Raw genomic sequence first — 20,560 nt, 5'->3', positions numbered from 1 at the left:
ACGTGGGGGGTGGTGCCGGGTCACGGACCGCCGGGCTGCGCGCGGCTCGCGCCTCCGGTGGCGCGCAGGTCGGCCTCGATCCTGGCGGCGGTGGCGAGCAGCGGGGGGAGCAGGTCGCGGCGGGCCGACTCCAGGGTGGTGCGGCTGGCGTGCGACGAGATGTTGAGCGCCGCCACCACCCGGCCGCCGCGGTCCCTGATCGGCGCGGCGATCGAGCGCAGTCCCTCCTCCAGCTCCTGGTCCACCACGGCCCAGCCCTGGGCCCGTACGCGATCGAGCGCGGTGCGCAGGGCGACCGGCGAGGTGGTTGTGTGCGGGGTCAGCCGCTCCAGGCCGGCGCGGGCGAGGTAGGCGTCGAGGTCCTCCGGGGGGAGCCCCGCGAGCAGCACCCGGCCCATGGAGGTGCAGTACGCCGGGAAGCGGGTGCCGATCGCGATCGTCACGCGCATGATCCGGGCCGTCGGCACACGGGCCACGTAGACGATGTCGGTGTCGTCCAGCACGGAGACCGACGCCGACTCGTGCACCTCGGCGACGAGCCGCTCCAGGTGCGGCAGCGCGACCTCGGGCAGGGAGAGGCTCGACAGGTAGGCGTAGCCCAGCTCCAGCACCCGGGGCGACAGGGAGAAGAGGCGCCCGTCGGTCCGCACGTAGCCCAGGCCGGCGAGCGTCAGCAGGAACCTGCGCGCGGCGGCGCGGGTGAGACCGGTCTTGCGGGCCACCTCGCTGAGCGTCAGCTCCGGGCTCGCCGCGTCGAACGCCCGGATCACGGCCAGACCCCGGGCCAGCGACTGGACGTGCTCCTCCGCCATGACCGCCCACCTCCCGACCGAACCTTAGTGCCCCTCCCGCCAATCTTTGCCCCGGGCAGACCTTGTCGGTCACGGCACCAGCGCCGGCCACTCCGGCCGGGGGACAGGGCGGGCGGCGCGACATCGGCCGGTAGGGTTTGGCGGATGATGAGGGGGATCACGGACAATCGGGGAAGTCTGCTGCTGGTGGGCGGTTTCGTCCTGGCGGCGCTCAACCTGAGGCCCGCTCTCGCGGGCGTGTCACCGCTCCTCCCGGCCATCATGCGGGACCTCGGCCTCAGCCCCGCCGGGGGCGGCGCCATCACCACGGTGATGGTGGCGTGCCTCGGTCTGCTCGCCCCGGCCGCGCCCGCGCTGGCCACCCGGATCGGGCTGGACCGCACGCTGCTGGCCGGTCTGCTCATCCTGGCCGCCGGCGTCGCCCTGCGCAGCGCGGACGGCGTGCCCGCGCTGTACTGCGGCGCCGCCCTGGCCGGCACGGCCATCGCCGTCATGAACGTCGTCATGCCGGGTCTCGTCAAGCAGCACTTCCCCGGCAGGATCGGGCTCTTCACCGGCCTGTACGTCTCGGTCATGGTCAGCGGGGCCGCCATGGCCTCGGCGGCGATGGTCCCGCTGGCCGGACAGGTCGGATGGCGGGCGGCGGCGGGGTCGCCGGCCCTGCTCGCGCTGCTGGCGGCGGCCCTGTGGTGGGTGGCGCGAGCGAGGCCGGCCGTGCAGGACCCGGCGGCGACGGCGGCGGGACGGACCGGCCGTTCCCGGCCCGGCGACCCCGGCCACCGGCCGTACTCGACCCTGCTCCGGGCGCCGGCGACGTGGTCGGTCATGGCGTTCATGGGTCTGCAGTCGCTGACCTTCTATGTCCTGCTGGCCTGGCTGCCCACCGTGTTCCAGGCCGCCGGCCTGCCCGCCGACGAGGCGGGATATCTGCTGGGCCTGACCAACCTGGTGCAGATCGCCGCCGCGCTGGCCGTCCCCCTGCACGCGGGCCGGGCCCGGTCCCAGACGCTGCACGTGGTCGTGGCCGTGCTGCTGACAATCGGCGGATATCTGGGCGTGTTGCTCGCGCCCACCACCACGCCGTGGCTGTGGATGATCGTCCTTGGGCTCGGCCAGGGAGCCTCGATCGCGCTCGCCCTGCTGATCATCACGCTTCGGGCGCCCGATCCGGCCTCGGTGACCGCGCTGTCGGCGGTCGCCCAGTCGAGCGGTTATGTGCTGGCCGCGATCGGGCCGCTCGCGTTCGGCCTGCTTCACGAACTGTCCGGCGGCTGGACCGTGCCCCTGCTGGCCGGGCTGGGGGCGTGCGCCCTTCAACTGGCGTCGGGTGTGCTCGCGGCCCGCCCGGCGCCGGGACAGCCCCGCTAGTCAGCGCGGCAGCCGTTCGAGGTCGATGGCGATGGGGAACGGGGCGTCCACCGCGAGGCGGGTGTGGTGGACGCCGGTCACCTGATATCCGGCGCCGTCGGCGTCGAGCTCGAAGGAGTAGACGAAGGGCCGGAAGTCGGTGCTCTCGACCCGCCAGAAGTGGGGGATGCCGGCCGCCGCGTAGTGCCGCGGCCGCACGTCGCGGTCCCAGGCGGCCGAGTCGGGGCCGACGACCTCGATGACCAGGCGCACCTCCTCGGCGAGGTAGCAGGTCCTCCGGTCGTCGGAGGCGGCGAGGTCGTCCACCAGGGACACGTCGGGACGGGCGCGCCGATCAGGCCCCAGAAGGACGTCCATCCGGCTGACCGCCACCAGGTCGCCCGGGACCTGCGCGTTCAGGGCCGTGCGCAGGCCGTAGGTCATCCGCTCGTGGAACCGCGTCTGGGGGCCCGTGGGGATGAGGCCGCCGTCGGAGTCATCGGCGCCGGAGTCATCGGTGTCGAGGTGATCGGCGGTGGGGTGATCGGCGTCCCCGCCGTCCCGAGGCTCGCCGACCGCGGGCCGGAGCCGGGAGAGTCGATCGGAGACGCCCCCGGCCCCGCCTCCCGGACGGGGCTGGAGCCAGTCATCGAGCACGCTGGTCATGGCAGCAGCCTAGCGTCACGGTCGGTGATCATCGAACTACTCACGCTGCCCTAAGCAGGGTCGAGCGGGCGCAATTCGTCCGCGTACCCGACCGAAAGACGGCGCATGGTCCCGTCGTCGGTGATGGAGTACTGCCCCATGCGCCACAGCGGCGGCGAGTACGCGTGGATCGAGACCGAGCCGGGCGCCTCGCCGGTCAGCCGGTGGATGTGGTCGGGCCCGAACGAGAAGGCCTCGCCCGCCACGACCGGCGTCTCCAGGTGGGCGCCGCCGATGCGCGGGTTGCACTCCTTCAGCTCGCCGGCCACCACCCGGACCGCGCCGGAGGAGACGTCGTGGTCGTGCCAGCCCGTGTCGTCCCCGGGCCGCCAGCACAGCAGCCACACGTCCACGTACGAGTCGCGGTGCAGCGAGACGTAGTGGCGTCCCCCGTCCTCCGCGCCCTCGAAGCTGAGGTGGTGACGCCACAGCTCGGGCCGCGCGGCCAGGTCCTCGACCAGCGCGAGCAGCTCGCGGCGGTCGAGCGCGCGGGCGGGCAGGTCGGTCAAGGAGGCACAGAGCGCGCCTTCCTGGATCGTGGGCGTGCTCATTGGTGCGACTCCTTCCGGGACAGCAGGCGGCCGGGATTGGCCACGCGGACGGCATGATCGATGGCTCGTTGTGCGGGGTCGCCGGGATCCGGCCACGCCGACTCGGCGTACGGCTGGTCGCTCCCGGCGACGAGGACGTCGATCCCGAGTTCGCGGATCACCGCGTCGGCGGCCCGGGGGCCGTAGGACGACGTCTCCAGGAACAGATCGGGGTCCACCAGGCCGCGCCCGGCGGCGCCCCGGCTCAACTGGCGCTCCCTGTGCAGCGGAGCCAGTCCGGCCAGCAGTGCGAAGCACACCTTCAGCCGGGGATGCCGGGGCCGGCCGAACGCCTCGAACGCGTACCAGGCGGCGTGCATCTGCTGCACGTACGGAACGACCGCGGCCCACCACGCCGGGCCCGCCGCGGCGGCGGGGCCCGGGTGGACGAACAGCGGCAGGCCGCGGTCCTCCAGCACGTCGAGCAGCGGGGCGGCCAGGGCCAGCCCCCGGGCGTCCCCGAGCGCGGTCGCCGGAAGCTGCAGCCCGGCAAGGCCCTGGTCGAGGGCGCGGCCGAGGGTGCGCGAGAGCCGTACGGGATCGGGGTCGGTCACCGGGGCGGCGGCCCAGGCGCCGAACGGCGCGGGCAGCGCGCAGGCGTCGGCGTGGTAGGCGTCGATGAGCGGCCACGCCTCCTCCGGCGGCAGGTGCTCGATCCCGAGCGGGCTCGACAGGGAGACGAGAGCGAGGTCGAGGTGGGCGTTGCGCTTGCGCCGGATCTCCACGTCGTGGTCGGCCGGATCCGCCTCGTACGGCGGCTCGCCGTCGAGGACGAGCGTCCATCCGTCCAGGAAGGGCGGGCGGGTGCGGCGGCGCAGTGCGTCGACGAGGGACGGCGTCCACAGGTGCTGGTGCACGTCCACGCTCATCTGCCCGCCTTTCGACTAAGCCTCCATTCCCTACTCAGAATACATGCTTTTCGGCCGGGTGTGACCCCGGGGCGGATGGCACACCCGCCCCGGGCCGGTCAGTCGTCGCCGAGGATCATGTTGAGGATCCAGCTGATCACGCCGACGACGATGGCGCCCCAGAAGGCGGCCACGAACCCGTCGACGTGGAAGGGGAGGTCGAGCTGCTCGGCGAGCCAGCTCGTGAGCAGCAGCAGGGCGGCGTTCACCACCAGGGCGAACAGGCCGAGCGTGAGCACGTAGAACGCGCAGCCGATCGTCTTGATGATCGGCTTGATGACGGCGTTCACGAGGCCGAAGATCAGCGCGACCGCGAGGAGGGTGCCGATCTGCTTGGCGGTGGAGCCGGCGCTGACGGTGATGCCGTCCACCAGCTTGGTGGACGCCCACAGGGCCGCGGCCACCACGATGATCTTGAGTATGACCTTCACCTCAAGAATCCTTCCATGGCACGGCAAAGAGTGCGCGGTTCGCGTGTGGCCGGAATAGGCGGCCTGCGCCGGGGGCGGGGAGGAGCGGCAAAAACACCATCCGATTCCGGCGGTCTTTCTCCCGCCTCGGGGGTATAAGCGGCAAACCTGGGGGAAACCGACGAGTTGGGGGTGAGACCGAATGGACGTGGAAGAGCTCGAGTCGCTCCCCGCGAAGGAGCTGCACGACCGCGCCGTGCGCTACGCCGTACGGCACGGCGACCTGGGATTCCTGTGGGACCTGCTGAAGGTCATCCCGGCGGCCGAGGCCGCCAGCGGCAACAGCGACGAGACCGCGAACGACCTCAGCCGGGTCTCGGCGCTGCTCAGCGACGCGATCGGGGCGGGCGAAGGCGAGCTCGGCGACGCGCTACGGCCGGTCTACGTCGACTATCTGTCCAAACACCCCGACGCCTAGCGCGGGGGGCGAACGCTCAGCAACCTCTCATCTCCGCACGTCACAATGGCGGCGTGGTCAAGACACAGGTGCTTGTCGTCGACGACGAACCCGAGGTCCGCGACGCGATCGCCCGGGCGCTCCGTGTGGAGGGGTACGGCGTGGCGACCGCCGGGGACGGCATGGGCGCCCTCGACGCCATCGACGGCGCGGCGCCCGACCTCGTGGTGCTCGACGTGCTCATGCCGGGCATGAACGGCATCGAGGTCTGCCGGACGCTGCGCGGAGACGGCAACCGGCTGCCGGTGCTCATGCTGACCGCTCTGGACGGCATCGGCGACAAGGTGGCCGGCCTCGACGCGGGCGCCGACGACTACCTGGTGAAGCCGTTCGCGCTGGAGGAGCTGTTCGCCCGGGTGCGCGCCCTGCTGCGCCGCGCCGCGCCGCCCCCGGAGGCCGGCTTCGCCGACCTGGTCCTGCTGCCCGACAGCAGACAGGCCCGCCGCGGCCGGCGGCTCATCGATCTGACCAGGACCGAGTACGCCCTGCTGGATCTGCTGATCCGCAACGGCGGCCAGGTGCTGACCCGGCATCTCATCCTCGAACGCATCTGGGGCTACGGCTTCCGGCCAGGGTCCAACCCGCTGGAGGTCTACATCGGCTATCTGCGCAAGAAGACCGAGGCGGGGGGAGAGCCGCGACTGATCCACACCGTCCACGGCCTCGGGTACGCGCTCAGGGAGCCCACCGCTGCTCCAGCCACCGGGGAGGAGCGGTGAAGCTCCGCTGGCGGCTCGCGATGGCCTCCGCGCTGGCCGGCGCGGTGAGCGTGATCGTCGTGATCGTGGCCGCCTACGTCATCACCTGCCGCCGGGTCGAGTGGGCGATGGACCACTACGGGGGAGCGTACGAGAGCTACGGCGGCTACGGCGACCGGCCCCCCAACGGCGTGCTGGCCGCCCTCGCCGACGTGGACGACCTGGGCTGGCCCTTCGTCGCCGTGGCGCTCGGCGGCCTGGTGCTGTCGGGGGCGCTCGGCTGGCTGGCCGCCCGGGCGGCGCTGCGGCCGGTCAACGCGCTCAAGGACGCGGCGGGACGGGTGGCGACCACCCGGGACCTGACCACTCGCATCGACGTGACCGGGGACGACGAGCTGAGCAGCCTGGCCCGCAGCTTCAACGCCATGCTCGACGCGCTGGAACGCTCCGCCAAGTCGCAAAAGCGCCTCGTCGCCGACGCCTCCCACGAGCTGCGCACGCCGCTCACCGCCCTGCGTACCAACATCGAGCTGCTGATGAGAAGCGACCTGCCGCAGGAGGTCCACGAGGAGGTGAGCCGGGCCGTGGTGGGCGGCCTGGAGGAGCTCACCGCGCTCGTCTCCGACGTGGTCGAGCTGGCCCGCGACGAGGAGCCCGCCGTGCTCGTGGAGAGCGTGCGTCTCGACGAGCTCGTGGAGCGGGAGGTCGCCAGGGCGGCCAGGCACTGGCCGTCGACGGCGTACTCCGTGTCGGCCGAGCCGACGGTGGTGCGGGGTGTGCCCGACCGGCTCGCCCGGGCCGTCGCCAACCTGCTCGACAACGCGGCCAAGTACAGCCCGGCCGGCGGCCTGGTCGAGGTGTCGCTGCGGGGCGGCGTGCTGACGGTGCGCGACCACGGGCCCGGCATCTCCCCGGATGACCTGCCACACGTCTTCGACCGCTTCTACCGCGCGCCCTCCGCGCGGGCGCTGCCCGGATCGGGGCTGGGCCTGGCCATCGTGGGCCAGGTCGTGGACAGCCACGGCGGCAGCGTGTCGGCCGCTCCCGCCCCCGGCGGAGGGACGCTCGTCCGGCTGGCGCTGCCAGTAGGGTGAGGTCATGGGCTCTGTACGCGTCGAGCGGACCGAGGACGGGTTCGTCGCCCGCAACGAGCGCGGCGCCGAGATCACGATGGGCTCCGGTGACGGCCTGTTCAGCCCGGTGGAGCTGCTACTGGCCGCTGTCGGCGGCTGCAACGTCATGACGGTCGAGCCGCTCACCGCCAAGCGCGGCCACCGGCTCGTACGGCTGGCCGTCGAGGTCTCCGCCGAGAAGGAGAGCCCGACGCTGCTGCGCTCGGTCACCGTGACCTACGACGTGGAGTTGCCCCCGGAGGACTCCGGCGAGGTCTTCGAGGCGGTCGCCGAGCGGGTCCACGAGCGCCACTGCACGGTGAGCCGGTCGCTCCAGAAGGGCACCGAGGTCAGGCTGGACCTCGGCAGGTAGCACGGGCGGGCTGAGCCCGTTCGGATGTAGGCCGGAAATCAACCTGCCGATGACGACTTCATGACAGGGCCCCTTGTAGTGTTGAAGCAAGTCCTCGGGAGAGGGCGACAGACTTTCTTGATAAAGGACGCGGATGGGGGAACCGCGTCCGGAAAGCGGGGGACCCGCCGGTGCCTTTGGGGAGGGCATTCCTGGCGGAACCGCTTTGATCCGGAGCCGGGCAGTTGGGGGACTGCCCGGCTCCGGCATTTCCAGGGTCCTGTACCCGTTCTCCTCCCGTCCGTCCCCTCCCCGTCCGAACGGGGGGCGGGCCTCGCCCCGGCCGCTCCGGGAAATGACCTTTTGCCTTCGTAAACCGGCGGTCTTCCTCGTGCTCGGCGGCTCCGCTTTTGCGGCGGGTTGCTTTGCCGCGCCGTCTCCAGTGATTTCCTTTGTGGTCTCTTGCCGTACGGCCTGCGCGCTTTGCCGTGCGCGGACGGCACCTCCGTCACGGACCGTCAACATCACAAAAGCGGAGGCGGCGGACCGTGGACCCTCTTGGGGTAAACAGGACCAGAGGTAGATCTTCTGGGCGCTATGCGGCTTTTACTTTGCTCCGTCCTGACTCGTCCTGTAGTGTCCTGTTTGCCGCCGACCGGTGGCTGGATTGGACTTGGAGAGGAGATCACCGTGGGTGACCCCACATCGACCTCTGAGCCAAGGCATCTCGGATCACACGTCTGACTCACGACGGCCTTCCGGCCGATCGCCATAGCTTCAGCGCACACGCCTCCGGGTGACCGACTTCTCCTGCCCGGACACGTGGCCCGTCTTCGCGGTCTGCCGCACGCAGGTCCCTAGATGACGCATGGCCATTCTCTGTCGTCTCACGAAAGATCCCCAGCCCTGATGAAGACTCTGTTTGACCTGCGTGGCAACCGACGCCTCACCGCCGCAGCCACGCTCGTCGGTGCGGCGGCCGTCACCGCGTCCCTCGTGGCCGCCGTGCCCGCGCCCGTCGAGCAGCCGGTCAACGAGGCCGCCAACGTTTCCGTCGCCTTCCCGGCGCGCCAGCCCTCCCTCGCCATCCCGGCGCACGAGGAGGTCCTGCTCCAGGGCAGCACCACCGGCTCGTACTTCTGGGACGACTCCTCGGGCCGCCAGGGCGACACGGGCCTGCCGGCTATCGGCAAGCCCATGCAGCAGGGGATGTTCGCCAGCCCGAGCTGGCCGCTCGGCACCGAGGGCTACATCTTCTACAAGGGGAAGAAGGCCAAGTTCTTCATCGGCGACCGCGGCCCGGGCGTCCCGTCGGACAGCGGCGTCATGCTCGACATCGACGGCAAGACCTTCGCCGAGCTCACCGGCACCACCTGGAACGAGGACACGCTGACCGTCGGCGGAGACCTCGGCCACATCCCGATCCAGTACGTCGTCACGAAGTGGGGCGACGGGCCGGGCCTGCGCGGCGAGCCGGTGCCCTTCTCCAGCGGCGCCTGGCGAGGCTGAGCCACGACATTCTGATCACCGAGCGATGTGCGCGACCTTCGCGGGACTGCTAAGGTTACGGACATCGCGGGCGCCGCTAGCTCAGTTGGTTAGAGCAGCTGACTCTTAATCAGCGGGTCCGGGGTTCGAGTCCCTGGCGGCGCACCAGACGAAAGCCCAGGTCGGCACAGCCGACCTGGGCTTTCTCTATGAGCTCGTCGTCGCCGCGGCGCCTACGTCTCCGACCTCGCGATCATCCCGCCCGAGCGGCTGGTCGCCCACCTGATGATCCGACTGGAGGACGAGGCGACAACGCCCCGGCCAACCCGGATGAGGCGACAACGCCCCGGCCAACCCGGATGAGGCGACAACGCCCCGGCTAACCCCGGGCCGTGCGCGCCTCTCCCCGCCGCCACCGCGCCCCTCCTCCCGGCTCACCGACCCGTGACGCGCAGGTGCAAGGACCGACGGCTGTCTGTCCATAGAGCGCACCCTCCTCTCGGCCCTCTCGGCCCTCTCGGCGCGATCGTCGCGGCGCACCTGATCGGCTCGGGGAGAGATCTTCGCGGGTCCCGGTCTGAGCCAGCGCTCCGGTCCTCGCTTCCTACTGCTCCGCTTCCTATTGCTCCGCTTCCTACTGCTCCGCTTCCTACTGCTCCGCTTCGTGCTGCTCCGCTTCGTGCTGCTCCGCTTCGTGCTGCTCCGCTCCCTTAATCCCGGTTGGTGGACAGCGCTAGGTTGTGATCCCACGTTTCTGCTGGTCAAGCTTGTTTTCGAGTATGTGTTCGGTTAGTCTTTGAGTAGTTGTTACGGGTGAGCGTGGTTGGCGTTCTGGTTTGTGGCCGTGTGCCGGGTTGATGAAGTAGCCGAGTCTGTGTGAGTAAGTCCCGGTCCAGGCGGCCGGGAGCCCATGGTGCTTTCGTCTCCGGCCGAGGGGGTGCCCGTCAATGCCAGGCCCGTCCGCGTCTTCCGCGTCTTCCTTGTTTCAGGCGCCCTCCGCGCCGCCCGCGGCTCAGAGATGCTCCAGGCAGCCCGTGTGGTCGGTGCCTCGCGCGTCCGGCGCGTCGTCCTCGTCGCCTGCGCCGCCTATGTCGTCCCCTTCTGATCGTGCCCGGCCCTCCTCGTCGTCCGGCCTGGGCGCAGCCGGCATGTTTCCGCCGCCGCGAACCGCGATTCCGATCCCGGATGGGCTCACGCTGATACCCCCAGGCGCGGAGTTGGCCGGACTGCTGGCCGAGGTGAACGTGGAACGCGTGTCGGGGTTCGACACGGTGGAGGTGCTCAAAGCGGCCTATCGGCAGGTTTGCCATGACCGGGCGTGGTTCTTGCGGGCCTTGCTGGAGGTGGGACTACGGGAATCGTTCTCCGGCGACGAGGTGGCGCGGCTGGAGGCGCCGGATGAGTTCGGCCCGGATGAGGCGCGGGCTGCGCTGGTGTGGTCACGCCGCCGCGCCGACTCAACCTTCGAGCTGGCCTGGAATGTTCACCGCCGGTTGCCGATCCTGGGGGAGGCGATGCTGGCCGGGACCCTGGACGAACCCCGAGCGGTGGCGTTCGTCCGCTGGACCGTGGGGTTGACCGACGAGCAAGCCGCCCTGGTGTGCGAACAGTTGGTGCCCCAGGCGTCGTCCTGGACGGTCGGGGAGTTGATCGAACGAATCCAGCGCCTGGCGTTGGCGATCGATCCCGCATGGGCCGAGCGCCGGTACGCCGAGGCGGTACGCCGCCGCCGCGTAGTGGGGAGCCGCAACGAGGACGGCACCGCGACGGTGTCCGGGGTGGACCTGCCCCTGGATCGCGCGGCGGCCGGGTGCGACCGAATCGATGAGCTGGCCCGGGCGTGCAAGCGGGCCGGCGACCGCCGTCCGATCGATCACATCCGAGTGGACCTCTTCCTCGGAAGCCTGGACGGCACGTTCGAGGGGATGTCCGATGAGGAGATCATCACCCACGTCCTCTGCCATCCCTTCCACGACACCCCCGACACCCGGGGCGACGATGCCCGCAACATCCCGGACGGTGACGACAACCCCGGTGGCAGCGGCGACGACCCTGACCACCCCGGCCGCAGTGGCAGCGTGAGCCCGAACAGCGACCCCAACCGCCCCGGCGGCTGCGGGGGCGTGCGTCCTGGCACTGACCCCAACCACCCCGGCGGTGGTGGTGGCGTGCGCCCTGACGGTGACCTCGATGAACGGGATGGCGGTCGCGCTAACGGCGCTAACGGCACTGACGGTTTCACCGATGCCGACAGGGACGCGGCCGAAGACGACCGTGATGCCGAAACGTGTAGCCGCCCGGAGAATGGCTTGGGCGGACTGCCGGCAGCGAGCGGCTCACACTCAACGGACCCCCATCTGACAAGGTCGGAGGAACCAGCGCCTGGCGCGCCCGCACCTGATGACGAGACCGAGCGCGGCGAGGACGGGGCCGACAGGGTCGTGCCCGATAAGGCCGGGGCTGACAGGGCCAGGCACGATGAGGCTGGGTCCGACAAGGCGGGGTTGGGGCATGCCCAAGCTCGTGCCGAGGCGGATGCCGGTGTTTGGACGGGCGCCGGAGGGTGGCCGGTGCGCGAGATTCGGGTCGAGCTGACCACGCTGCTCGGCCTGGACGAGCATCCTGCCCATCTGCCCGCTTGGGGAGTGATTCACCCCTGCCTGGCCCGGCGCATCGTCGCAGGCATGCTCGGCGGGCAGTGGCGATACGCCATCTGTCACGACAACGGCCACCTGGCGCTGACCGGACTCACCCGGGCCCGCCCCCACACCCCCGGCCGGAACCGCCCCGCCCGCGACCGGCGGCGCGGCGGCATCGTCGAACTACAGATCACCCTCAGTCTCCTGCGGGTGCTGGCCGCCCAGCCGGCCAGCGTCTTCGGGGCGTGGGCACCGGTCGTCGCCGACCTGTCCACTCAGGCCGCACGCCTTCTGGCCACTGGTGAGGGCGCCACTGCTCCTGAAGCCACCGAACCCGACGGCACTGCACCTAACCGCACCGCACCCGACGGCACCGCACTCGAGGGCACCACCTCGGGCGGCCCCATCCAGGACCGCGATGAGACCGGCGCCCCGCACGAGGACGGCATGGCGGACGGCGCGGTAGGCGGGCGAGCAGAGGGTCTGGAGGGCGGCGCGGCGGATTCGGAGCGGCGGCGTCAGGCCGGAGCGGCGTTACGACGATACGTACAAATCCGGGGCCGGGTCTGCTCCTGGCCCGGCTGCCGCACGCCCGCCACCTGGACCGACCAGGATCACATCCTCCCGTGGGCGGAGCAGGGGCCCACGAAGGCGGAGAACCTGCACCTGGCCTGCCGCCATGACCACCGCGCCCGGCACCACGGCGGCTGGCGCGTCAGCACCCCCAGTCCTTACCTGGTCGTCTGGACCAGCCCGCTGGGGCACCGTTACCTCAGCCCTCTCCCAAAGATCATGCTCTCCGCCTGTGATCCCCTTCCCCGCAGCCAGCCCACCCCATCGCCCTACCGGTACCTCGGCAACCTCCCCGACACCCCCACCATGCCCCCGGCCCCCGAACCGTCACTTTCGCAGGAGGCCTCACAACCGGAGACGGAGGTAGCAACGCCATCGGAACCGGAGGGCGAGACCGGGACACACGGATCGTTGCTCGGAGGCGAGCTTGACGAACCGCCCTTCTGACACCTCCCACACCCGAAAGGGAAGGCCGGACACCGAGCGGTGGGACACCGAGCGGCTGGACATCGAGCGAGAACCCGAGCCGGTGTGCCTTCGGGCCGCGCCAAGCGCTTCAGCTCATCCTTGACCTCGAAGGGGACGTCGAGATAGAGGCGACCGCCGACGACCGCGCCTGGACGAGGCTCGCCGTCGCCTTCGAGCCGGGGCCCGCAGAACCCGCGCTGCGGCCAGGGGCGTGCGGGGCGTTCCCTACGAGCTCGCTCGACGGGTGACGGACGCGTCGGCAGGCCCCCCGGATCGGTGAATCTGCATCATGAGCTCGGTAGGGCCGGTGTTGACCAGGAGATTGAGGGATCCGTGCCCTCCCAGGGCAAGGGGGCCGACAGGGTCGTGGTACGGATCGCGGACCTACCGTCTCCGGCACCTGCGGGCGGGCACTCCCGAGGGAAAACCGGTGGGACGAAAGGTGCAGTGGGCAATGATCCGGTCGGATACGCCCTAGGATGGATGCGGGGTGCCGGGAAGTCTGGTCGGCGGTCGTCGAACCGAGCCCGGAAAACGGAGTGCCCATGGCCCCCACCCGCCGACTTTCTCTCCTCGGTCCCGGTTCCCGGGCCGAGACCCGGCGCATCGCCGACATCCTCCGCAAGGAGACGATCGGCGGCGCGCTGCTCCTGATCGCCGCCGTCGCGGCCCTCGTCTGCGCCAACTCGCCCTGGTCCGAGGCGTACGCGGGGTTGCGCTCGGCCACGGTCGGGCCGGCCGTGTGGCACCTGGACCTCAGCCTCGCCAAATGGGCCTCGGACGGGCTGCTTGCGATCTTCTTCTTCGTCGCCGGCCTGGAGCTCAAGCGCGAGTTCGTGGCCGGGGACCTGCGCGATCCCCGTCGGGCCGTCGTTCCCATCGCGGCGGCCGCCGGCGGTGTGATCGTCCCGGCCCTGCTCTACCTGCTGGTCAACGCGCTCATGGACGGCGAGGCGCGGGGATGGGCGACCCCGACGGCCACCGACATCGCGTTCGCGCTCGCAGTGCTCGCCGTGGCGGGGCGGCGGCTGCCCGCCGCGCTGCGTACGTTCCTGCTCACCCTGGCCGTCGTGGACGACCTGATGGCCATCGTGATCATCGCGGTGTTCTACACGTCGCACCTGTCGGTGCTGCCGCTGCTGGCGGCGCTGGTGCCCCTCGGTGTCTTCACCGTGCTGGTGCAGCGGCGGGTGCGCTCGTGGTGGCTGCTGCTCCCGCTGGCCGGCGTGACCTGGGGGCTGGTTCACGCCTCGGGTGTCCACGCCACGGTGGCCGGGGTGCTGCTCGGCTTCGCCGTACCCGTCCTGCGCAGTGAGAAGGCGGGCGGCCCGGAGGCGGGGCCGGGGCTCGCCGAGCACTTCGAGCACCGGTTCCGCCCGATTTCAGCCGGGGTGGCGGTGCCGCTGTTCGCGTTCCTGTCCGCGGGGGTGCCGCTCGGCGGGCTGGGCGGTGTGATGAACCTGCTCGCCGACCCGGTGTCGCTGGGCGTCGTCGTCGGGCTTGTCGTGGGCAAGCCACTGGGGATCATGGTGGCCACCTGGCTGACCGCCCGCTTCACCCGTGCCGACATCGACGAGGGGCTGGCCTGGGTGGACGTCGGCGGGCTGGCGATCCTGTCCGGCATCGGGTTCACGGTGTCCCTGCTCATCGGCGAGCTGGCGTTCGGCCTGGGCACGGCCCGCGACGCCCAGGTCAAGCTGGCGGTCCTGACCGGCTCGCTGGTCGCGGCGCTGCTGGCGACGGTGGTGCTGCGGCTGCGCGACCGCGCGTACCGGCGGCTCGCCGACGCCGAAGCCGCCGGGCCCGTGGGCGCCGAGAGCGTGATGGGCCGCGGGACGGAAACATGACCGGGTTCGAGCGCGTCCGCCTGCCGACGCTCACCAGGTGACGGGCAGCGCGGGGAACCCTCCGGCCAGCCTGTCGGTGTGCGCCTTCAGCTCCTCGTACGGCACCGCGAGCGCCAGCGTGGGGAAGCGCGTGAAGAGGGAGCCGAAGACCGCGCGGAGTTCGATCCGGGCCAGGGACGCCCCGAGACAGTGGTGCGGCCCGTGGCCGAACCCGACGTGCGGCTGGGGATCGCGCCGCCGGATGTCGAACGTGTCGGGGTCGGGGTAGGCGCGCTCGTCCCTGTTGGCCGCCGGGGTGGACAGCATGACCAGCTCGCCCGCCCGGATCGGCACCCCCGCGACCTCGACGTCCTCGTGCGCGTAGCGCACCAGCCCGTGTTCGCTCGGCGAGGCGACCCGCATGATCTCCTCGACCGCGCCGTCCACGAGGGAGGGGTCGTTCAGCAGCGCGTCACGCTGGGTGGGGTTGCGCAGGAACAGCAGCACGCCGTAGTCGATCTGGTTGACCGTGGTCTCGTGGCCGGCGAACAGCAGGCCGCCCGCGATCCTGGCGACGTCGTCCTCCGGCAGCGAGGCGTCCGCAAGGTCGGAGTAGACGTCCTCGCCGGGCTGGTCCCGCTTCGCCTTCACGATCTCGTAGGTGTAGGTGTTCATCTCCATCTGGGCGGCGGCGGACCGCTCGGGATGGGTCAGGTCGGTCATCGCCTCGGCCATGGCCCGGAACCTGTCCCTGTCCTCGTACGGCACGCCGAGAAGCTCGCAGATCACCTGGATCGGCAGCGGGAGCGACAGGCCGGCGTGCAGGTCCGCGGGCGGGCCCTGCTGGGCGAGCCCGTCGAGCAGGTTCCCGACCAGCGACCCGATCCGGTCCGACAACCTCCGCATGCGCCGGGCCGAGAACGCGGGGGCGAGCAGCCGCCGCATCTCCTTGTGGACGGACCGCTCGGTGGCGTACTCGCCGGACGGGCCGCCGAGCAGGGCGTTGTTCGACAGCCGGGCCGCGGTCTCGGGGGCGGGGTGGGAACGGCCGAACCTGTCGTCGGCGAACACCTGCCGTATCTCCTCGTAGCCTGTGATCAGCCACGCCTCGTCGCCCATGGCGGTCGTGACCTTGGTGATCGGCGCTCTGGCCCGCATTTCGCCGAAGCCGGGGGATATCCCCAGGACGTCCGGCCGCTCGAACGGCAGCCGTGGGAGTCCGGGCATGGGTGACCTTCCTTTCGCTCGATGTCGGCCCTCTCGAATCTCTCCCCTGACTTTCGGTCCGGCAAGGTAGTAAAACCATGTCCGGTGTGACCGGAGAGGGGACGTTTGCCGCAGGGCGCCGCCTCGCGCCCCGCCCTGCCTGCCCCGCGAACACCAGCGTCGTTCCGCGGCCCGGCATGACACGGGTGGGACGGAAGGAACGGGGATCAAGTCGTGGTGAAGTGACCGCAACCGGCGGAAGATCTTCATCAGGGCCGGGGTGGCGGCGCCGCCGGAGGGGGGAGACCGCTTCTCACTACCAATCGTGTCCGGATGAGCACATCGTTGTCTCCCGGCACAGAGCCTGGAGGTGGTGACGAGTGCGGTTCTCAGCCGAGGACGCTGCGTGGAGACAACTGAGCAGCGAGTACGCCGGTCGCTGGTCGATCTGGAGGAGCGACGCCGGCCGCTGGTACGCGACCCGGCTGACCAGGTCGCTGTCCCGGATCGAGATGGACCGGGGCCTGATCATGACCGCATGCGGCGAGAGCGCGGAGGAACTGCGCGCGTTGCTCACCGCGCAGGAGGGCCTCACGGGCCAGACGCTCTCCTCGTGACGCCCAGGACGTGGGCCCGGCCCGCCGGGCTCACGGCCCGAGAGCCCGCCGCGGCCCAGCCCTGAGGCGTCCCCGCAGGGCCCCCTCCGAGTGTCGTGGGACGGATGGGAAAATCCCTCTCATGACAGAACCAGCGGTTCGCGAAACCGTTCCCCCGACCGGCACGCAGCACACGATCGCCGCGCACGGATACGCGGCGACCGTCACCGAGGTGGGCGGGGGCCTGCGCGCCCTGACGTACAACGAACGGCCGCTGGTCATGTCGTACCCCGCGGACGCGCAGCCGGTGGGCGGCGCCGGGCAATTGCTGGTGCCCTGGCCCAACCGGGTGCGCGACGGCAGGTACGACTTCGACGGCGAGACCAGGCAGCTCGCGATCAGCGAGCCCAGGACCGGCAACGCCGCGCACGGCTTCGCCCGCCTGATGCCCTGGACGGTCCTCGACCGGGACGACGCCTCGATCCGCCTCGGGCTGCGGCTGTTCCCCCAGCTCGGCTATCCCCACGTGCTCGACCTGACGGCGTCGTACGCCGTGGGGGAGGCGGGCCTGGAGGTCGAGGTGTCGGCCGTGAACGTGGGGGACGGCGTCGCGCCGTACGGCATGGGCGCGCACCCCTACCTCACTCTCGGCGAGGGGACGGTGGACGACGCCGTGCTGGAGGTGCCCGCGGCCGAGTGGACCCCGGTGGACGAGCAGCAGATCCCGGTCGGCCGCCGCCCCGTCGAGGGCACGGAGTATGACTTCCGTGAGGGACGCCGCATCGGCGGCACGGTGCTCGACACCCCCTACACGTCCCTGCGGCGCGACGGCGACGGGCTGGTGCGGGCCCGGCTCCGGACGGCCGACGGCTCCCGGGGCGTGGAGTTGTGGGCCGCGCCCGGCGTCGACTGGCTCCAGGTCTTCACCGGGGACACGCTGGCCGAGCCGTACCGGCGGGCCGGAGTGGCGGTCGAGCCGATGAGCTGCCCGCCGAACGCCTTCGCGACCGGCGAGTGCCTGGTGCGCCTGGCCCCGGGGGAGCGGGTCGCCCACCGCTGGGGGATCACCGCGCTCGGGTGAGAGGGCACGCCGGACGAAAGGGCGCTTATGTCTCATGGTGGACATGCGAGATGATTCGGTCTGCGCGCAACGAAAGCCAGGGATGGTCGTATTTCAGTTATTTTCACGGCGACGCCGACCGTGCGCGCACGTCCCGCTGTCGCGCGGCGGGGGCCGGGAGTGGCGGACGCGGCGCCGCTGACGTGCGCACTCGCGGCGCTGTGGGGAAGACCGCCGGTGTTTTCTCCTTCGCGCCCATCACGGATCGGGCATTGACCGGAAACAATCTTGTTTCTATGAATTCACATGACTGCGTTGCGTGCCGTATCTTGAGCCGTGGGAGCGCTCCCATGAGCCTAAGGAGGCGCGCGTGACTCTCCCCTTCGGTACGGCGCCGGTCAACCCGGCCCCCGTCTGGACCGCGGAATGCCTCCTGCCCGCCGTCGGCGCGAGTGTCGCCGAGGCGCGCGCCCTCGTCCGCCGCGAGCTCGGCCGGTGGGGCCTGGACGAGCTCGTCGACGACTGCTCCCTCATCGTGAGCGAACTCGCCTCCAACGTCGTACGGCACGGCGGCAACGTCTTCACTCTCCGGCTCGGCAGCAACGGCACCTGGGTGTACGGCGAGGTCTTCGACCAGGGCGAGGGCGTGCCGGACCAGCGCGAGGCGGACCTCGACTCCATCGGCGGCCGTGGCCTGCTCATCGTGGACGAACTCGCCGACGACTGGGGAGTGGCCAGTTCGGGCCGGGGCGGCAAGACCGTCTGGTTCCTCGCCGGGGCGGGCTGCCCTTCGCCGCTGCCCGTCGTCCCGCACCAGATGCGCATCGCCGTCGGCTGACCGCGCCCGGCTGACCCGCCTGTTTGACCTGCCTGTGTTACCTGCTCGGGCCGGGCGGGCCTGTCGTCTCGGCAGGGCGTTTCAGCGGGTCTTCGCACCGTCGAGATGCGCGAGCACCGTGGCCGCGATCTCCTCGGGTTTGTTCGTGGAGGGGTCCACGATCAGGTCCGCCACCTCGCGGAACCCCGGCAGCCGCAGGTCGCGCTGCTCGGTCAGCATGCGTACGAGGTCGGGCTTGAAGTGCGGGCGGTGGGGGCTCGACTTCATCCGCTCGGCCAGCACCTCGGGCGGGCCGTCGAGGAAGACCACGAAGGCGGGGGCCAGCGCGCTGCGTGTCTCGGGGTCCTCGACCGTGCTGGCGGCGGCCGCGATGACAGGGGAAGGACGGGCCGCGAGCGCGTCCCGCAGCACCAGCGCCTCGCGGGCGTGCAGCTCGTCCGCGCCCAGACCGGCGGCCATCGCGGCGGCGGTCGTGCCGTACCTGGCCTCCAGATCGGCGTCGCTGTCGCGCATGGGACGGCCGAGCGCGTCGGCGAGCAGCCGGGCGACGGTGCTCTTGCCCGCGCCCATGAGTCCCATCACCACAATGGGGATATCGGTCATGATTCGCATGCTGCCCTATGCGGGCACCCGCATGCGACGTTTGGAATCCGTGGAGGGGATAGAGCACAAGGCGAAGGAGGAAAGCCATGACCATCGCCGGAAGCATCATCCTCATCATGCTGGGGGCCATCCTCACCTGGGCGGTCGACTTCACCATCGCGGGCCTCGACATCCAGGTGATCGGGGTGATCCTCATGGTGGGCGGTCTGGCCGGGCTGCTCTTCGGCATCTGGCGCCTGACGACCGTCCGCCGCAGGACCACCGTCACCGCCGCCGCCCCCGTGGACGCCACCGCCACCCGCCGCCACGTCTACGAGGAGCGGCGCTACGACGACCCCACCATCTGACCCCCTCCAACGGACTTCCGACGGTCTGAAGGGAGGCATGGACATGCCAGGACGTAAGGAACTGCCCTCGACCCTGGAGCGCTCGCCCAAGGAGGCCCAGGAGACGTGGATCAAGGCGCACGACTCCGCCGTCGAGACGTACGGCGAGGGCCAGCGCGCCCACCGTACGGCGTTCGCCGCGCTCAAGCACTCCTACGAGAAGGTGGGCGACCACTGGGAGAAGAAGGAGGGGCGCGGACCGTCGGACGAGCAGGCGAAGAAGGGCACGCCGAAGCAGGGCAAGACGGCCGAGGGCGTCGACGCGAACGCCTCGAAGCAGCATCTCTATGACGTGGCCGGCCGGCTCGGCATCCCCGGGCGGTCCAAGATGACCAAGGACGAGCTCGTGGACGCCATCAAGAAGGCCAACCGCAAGGCGACCGCCAAGGCTCGCTGACCTCGCCCATGCGCCGCCGACCGCCCCGGAAGGGCGGTCGGCGGCGCCCTCACGCGGACGGCGGCTCCTGGCGGCCGGAGGCGGCGAGGAGACGGCGGGCGAAGGCGGCATAGGCGCTCCGGAAGTCCTCGGGCTCGAGGATGGAGAAGTCGGCGCCGAGCTGGGCGAGGCCGAGGATGAGCCATTCCCAGGAGTCGAGCCACACGGTGACCTGGGTCTCCCGCTCGCCGGGCCCCCGGTGGATCTCGGCGTCCTCGAACTTCAACGCGTCGGCCACCTGGTCGGGCCGCGCCCGCACCACGAGCCGTACGCGCCGCCGGTCGGCGTTGAGGCCCTGACGGAGGTACGCGACGGCCGCGTCGGCCGGGAGGGCGCGGGGAGCGTGCCGGACGCCGGTGCGCACCAGGTCGCGGACGCGATCGAGGCGGAAGACCCGCCAGTCGCTCCTGTCCAGGTCCCAGCCCAGCAGATACCAGCGCAGCAGCAGATGGATCTGCCGGTGCGGCTCCACCCGCCGGCGGCTCTCCTTGCCGCGCCTGTCGCTGTAGTCGAACCGCACGACCTCCCGATCGTTGATCGCCTCGGCGAGACCGGCGAGAAGCGCCGCGTTCACCGCGGGCGCGACCTGCCGGCCGGTCTCCAGGCTGGCCCGCAGCGCGGCCACGCGCGGACGCAGCCGCGCGGGCAGGAACTGGTCGAGCTTGCCGTACGCGCGGGTGGCCGCGTCGTCGAGCGCCCCGTCCTCGCCGGAACCGGAGGAGGCGAGAGTCGCGAGCCCGAGCAACGCGGCGATCGCCTCGTCGTCGTCGAGGACGAGCGGAGGCATCGTCCGGCCCGCCACGAGCCGGTAGTAGCCGCCCGGCCCCGGTTGTGTCTCGACGGGATAGCCGTACTCCCGGAGCCGGTCCACGTCGCGGCGTACGGTGCGGGGGCTGACATCCAGGCGCGTGGCGAGTTCGTCCCCGCTGAACGGCCGCCCCGTCTGGAGGATCGACAGCAGGGCCAGCATGCGTCGGGTCACGTCGGCCA

General features: G+C 71.3%; 21 protein-coding genes and 1 tRNA gene. 14 read left to right on the top strand and 8 right to left on the bottom strand.

The window, feature by feature from the left end; all coding sequences use genetic code 11:
- Positions 1-20: 20 nt before the first annotated feature.
- Positions 21-812, bottom strand: coding sequence for an IclR family transcriptional regulator (locus tag FLW16_RS05365; protein WP_142558132.1), 792 nt, complete (start codon positions 810-812; stop codon positions 21-23).
- A gap of 144 nt (positions 813-956) precedes the next feature.
- Here FLW16_RS05365 and FLW16_RS05360 point away from each other — a divergent pair, with 144 nt between their 5' ends.
- Complete coding sequence (locus FLW16_RS05360) at positions 957-2,180, top strand: MFS transporter (protein WP_260614910.1); 1,224 nt, start codon at positions 957-959, stop codon at positions 2,178-2,180.
- Here the strand turns inward: FLW16_RS05360 and FLW16_RS05355 are convergent, their stop codons facing one another.
- The 4 genes from FLW16_RS05355 to FLW16_RS05340 form a co-directional block, all read right to left on the bottom strand.
- Positions 2,181-2,825: a Uma2 family endonuclease gene (locus tag FLW16_RS05355; RefSeq protein ID WP_142558130.1), complete on the bottom strand. Its 645-nt coding sequence runs from the start codon at positions 2,823-2,825 to the stop codon at positions 2,181-2,183.
- Between the two features lie 50 nt (positions 2,826-2,875).
- Positions 2,876-3,415: a cysteine dioxygenase family protein gene (locus FLW16_RS05350; RefSeq protein ID WP_142558128.1), complete on the bottom strand. Its 540-nt coding sequence runs from the start codon at positions 3,413-3,415 to the stop codon at positions 2,876-2,878.
- Positions 3,412-4,323 (bottom strand): amidohydrolase family protein, encoded by a 912-nt coding sequence (locus FLW16_RS05345; protein ID WP_142558126.1) that lies wholly within the window; start codon positions 4,321-4,323, stop codon positions 3,412-3,414. Before FLW16_RS05345 ends, FLW16_RS05350 begins: the two co-directional genes overlap by 4 nt.
- A gap of 98 nt (positions 4,324-4,421) precedes the next feature.
- Positions 4,422-4,793 carry a phage holin family protein gene (locus FLW16_RS05340; protein ID WP_076438990.1) on the bottom strand — a complete coding sequence of 124 codons (372 nt, stop codon included), beginning with the start codon at positions 4,791-4,793 and terminating at the stop codon, positions 4,422-4,424.
- A gap of 181 nt (positions 4,794-4,974) precedes the next feature.
- Between FLW16_RS05340 and FLW16_RS05335 the strand changes: the two genes are divergently transcribed.
- The 8 genes from FLW16_RS05335 to nhaA all read left to right on the top strand — a co-directional run bounded on the left by FLW16_RS05335 (position 4,975) and on the right by nhaA (position 14,466).
- Positions 4,975-5,250 carry a hypothetical protein gene (locus FLW16_RS05335; RefSeq protein ID WP_076438988.1) on the top strand — a complete coding sequence of 92 codons (276 nt, stop codon included), beginning with the start codon at positions 4,975-4,977 and terminating at the stop codon, positions 5,248-5,250.
- 53 nt (positions 5,251-5,303) lie between these two features.
- Positions 5,304-6,008, top strand: a complete 705-nt coding sequence (locus tag FLW16_RS05330; RefSeq protein WP_142558124.1) for a response regulator transcription factor — start codon at positions 5,304-5,306, stop codon at positions 6,006-6,008.
- Entirely contained in the window at positions 6,005-7,081 is a 1,077-nt protein-coding gene (locus FLW16_RS05325; RefSeq protein ID WP_142558122.1) for a HAMP domain-containing sensor histidine kinase, read from the top strand. The genes FLW16_RS05330 and FLW16_RS05325 overlap by 4 nt, the downstream gene beginning before the upstream one ends.
- A 4-nt stretch (positions 7,082-7,085) precedes the next feature.
- Positions 7,086-7,472, top strand: a complete 387-nt coding sequence (locus FLW16_RS05320; protein ID WP_139580009.1) for an OsmC family protein — start codon at positions 7,086-7,088, stop codon at positions 7,470-7,472.
- An 888-nt stretch (positions 7,473-8,360) separates the two neighbouring features.
- Positions 8,361-8,960, top strand: a complete 600-nt coding sequence (locus tag FLW16_RS45885; RefSeq protein ID WP_142558120.1) for a hypothetical protein — start codon at positions 8,361-8,363, stop codon at positions 8,958-8,960.
- A gap of 70 nt (positions 8,961-9,030) precedes the next feature.
- Positions 9,031-9,107: transfer RNA gene (locus FLW16_RS05310), tRNA-Lys, on the top strand.
- Positions 9,108-10,156: 1,049 nt separating this feature from the next.
- Positions 10,157-12,598, top strand: a complete 2,442-nt coding sequence (locus FLW16_RS05295) for an HNH endonuclease signature motif containing protein (RefSeq protein WP_142558118.1) — start codon at positions 10,157-10,159, stop codon at positions 12,596-12,598.
- A gap of 566 nt (positions 12,599-13,164) precedes the next feature.
- Complete coding sequence (gene nhaA / locus FLW16_RS05290; RefSeq protein WP_142558116.1) at positions 13,165-14,466, top strand: Na+/H+ antiporter NhaA; 1,302 nt, start codon at positions 13,165-13,167, stop codon at positions 14,464-14,466.
- A 30-nt stretch (positions 14,467-14,496) separates the two neighbouring features.
- On the opposite strand, the gene FLW16_RS05285 is transcribed toward nhaA, so the two are convergent.
- On the bottom strand, positions 14,497-15,672 hold the full coding sequence (locus tag FLW16_RS05285) for a cytochrome P450 (protein WP_142558114.1): 1,176 nt from the start codon (positions 15,670-15,672) through the stop codon (positions 14,497-14,499).
- A gap of 359 nt (positions 15,673-16,031) precedes the next feature.
- Between FLW16_RS05285 and FLW16_RS05280 the strand changes: the two genes are divergently transcribed.
- The 3 genes from FLW16_RS05280 (at position 16,032) to FLW16_RS05270 (ending at position 18,145) form a co-directional block, all read left to right on the top strand.
- Entirely contained in the window at positions 16,032-16,268 is a 237-nt protein-coding gene (locus tag FLW16_RS05280; protein WP_139580002.1) for a hypothetical protein, read from the top strand.
- 121 nt (positions 16,269-16,389) lie between these two features.
- Positions 16,390-17,328: an aldose 1-epimerase family protein gene (locus tag FLW16_RS05275; protein ID WP_142558112.1), complete on the top strand. Its 939-nt coding sequence runs from the start codon at positions 16,390-16,392 to the stop codon at positions 17,326-17,328.
- 349 nt (positions 17,329-17,677) lie between these two features.
- On the top strand, positions 17,678-18,145 hold the full coding sequence (locus FLW16_RS05270) for an ATP-binding protein (RefSeq protein ID WP_185949257.1): 468 nt from the start codon (positions 17,678-17,680) through the stop codon (positions 18,143-18,145).
- A gap of 81 nt (positions 18,146-18,226) precedes the next feature.
- Here FLW16_RS05270 and FLW16_RS05265 read toward each other — a convergent pair whose 3' ends face one another.
- Entirely contained in the window at positions 18,227-18,748 is a 522-nt protein-coding gene (locus FLW16_RS05265) for a shikimate kinase (protein ID WP_142558108.1), read from the bottom strand.
- An 86-nt stretch (positions 18,749-18,834) separates the two neighbouring features.
- On the opposite strand from FLW16_RS05265, the gene FLW16_RS05260 reads away from it, so the two are divergent.
- The gene (locus FLW16_RS05260) at positions 18,835-19,095 is read left to right on the top strand and encodes a DUF6458 family protein (protein ID WP_030505976.1); all 261 of its coding nucleotides are present in this window, start codon (positions 18,835-18,837) and stop codon (positions 19,093-19,095) included.
- A 43-nt stretch (positions 19,096-19,138) separates the two neighbouring features.
- Positions 19,139-19,531 carry a ChaB family protein gene (locus FLW16_RS05255; protein ID WP_142558106.1) on the top strand — a complete coding sequence of 131 codons (393 nt, stop codon included), beginning with the start codon at positions 19,139-19,141 and terminating at the stop codon, positions 19,529-19,531.
- A gap of 49 nt (positions 19,532-19,580) precedes the next feature.
- Here the strand turns inward: FLW16_RS05255 and FLW16_RS05250 are convergent, their stop codons facing one another.
- Positions 19,581-20,552, bottom strand: coding sequence for a YafY family protein (locus tag FLW16_RS05250; protein ID WP_260614908.1), 972 nt, complete (start codon positions 20,550-20,552; stop codon positions 19,581-19,583).
- Positions 20,553-20,560: the final 8 nt, after the last annotated feature.

Origin of the sequence: Microbispora sp. KK1-11 (assembly GCF_006874435.1) — a bacterium.
GTDB classification, from domain to species: Bacteria; Actinomycetota; Actinomycetes; order Streptosporangiales; family Streptosporangiaceae; genus Microbispora; species Microbispora catharanthi.
The sequence above is the reverse complement of the archived record's forward strand: the minus strand, read 5'-3'. Positions and strand labels throughout refer to the sequence as shown.

Excerpts from the sequence above, each read along its gene's own strand:
- FLW16_RS05345 (WP_142558126.1), bottom strand. The coding sequence starts at position 4,323 with ATGAGCGTGGACGTGCACCAGCACCTGTGGACGCCGTCCCTCGTCGAC.
- nhaA (WP_142558116.1), top strand. The coding sequence starts at position 13,165 with ATGGCCCCCACCCGCCGACTTTCTCTCCTCGGTCCCGGTTCCCGGGCC.
- FLW16_RS05275 (WP_142558112.1), top strand. The coding sequence starts at position 16,390 with ATGACAGAACCAGCGGTTCGCGAAACCGTTCCCCCGACCGGCACGCAG.
- FLW16_RS05255 (WP_142558106.1), top strand. The coding sequence starts at position 19,139 with ATGCCAGGACGTAAGGAACTGCCCTCGACCCTGGAGCGCTCGCCCAAG.
- FLW16_RS05320 (WP_139580009.1), top strand. The coding sequence starts at position 7,086 with ATGGGCTCTGTACGCGTCGAGCGGACCGAGGACGGGTTCGTCGCCCGC.
- FLW16_RS05365 (WP_142558132.1), bottom strand. The coding sequence starts at position 812 with ATGGCGGAGGAGCACGTCCAGTCGCTGGCCCGGGGTCTGGCCGTGATC.
- FLW16_RS05260 (WP_030505976.1), top strand. The coding sequence starts at position 18,835 with ATGACCATCGCCGGAAGCATCATCCTCATCATGCTGGGGGCCATCCTC.
- FLW16_RS05360 (WP_260614910.1), top strand. The coding sequence starts at position 957 with ATGATGAGGGGGATCACGGACAATCGGGGAAGTCTGCTGCTGGTGGGC.
- FLW16_RS05355 (WP_142558130.1), bottom strand. The coding sequence starts at position 2,825 with ATGACCAGCGTGCTCGATGACTGGCTCCAGCCCCGTCCGGGAGGCGGG.
- FLW16_RS45885 (WP_142558120.1), top strand. The coding sequence starts at position 8,361 with ATGAAGACTCTGTTTGACCTGCGTGGCAACCGACGCCTCACCGCCGCA.
- FLW16_RS05265 (WP_142558108.1), bottom strand. The coding sequence starts at position 18,748 with ATGACCGATATCCCCATTGTGGTGATGGGACTCATGGGCGCGGGCAAG.
- FLW16_RS05350 (WP_142558128.1), bottom strand. The coding sequence starts at position 3,415 with ATGAGCACGCCCACGATCCAGGAAGGCGCGCTCTGTGCCTCCTTGACC.
- FLW16_RS05285 (WP_142558114.1), bottom strand. The coding sequence starts at position 15,672 with ATGCCCGGACTCCCACGGCTGCCGTTCGAGCGGCCGGACGTCCTGGGG.
- FLW16_RS05335 (WP_076438988.1), top strand. The coding sequence starts at position 4,975 with ATGGACGTGGAAGAGCTCGAGTCGCTCCCCGCGAAGGAGCTGCACGAC.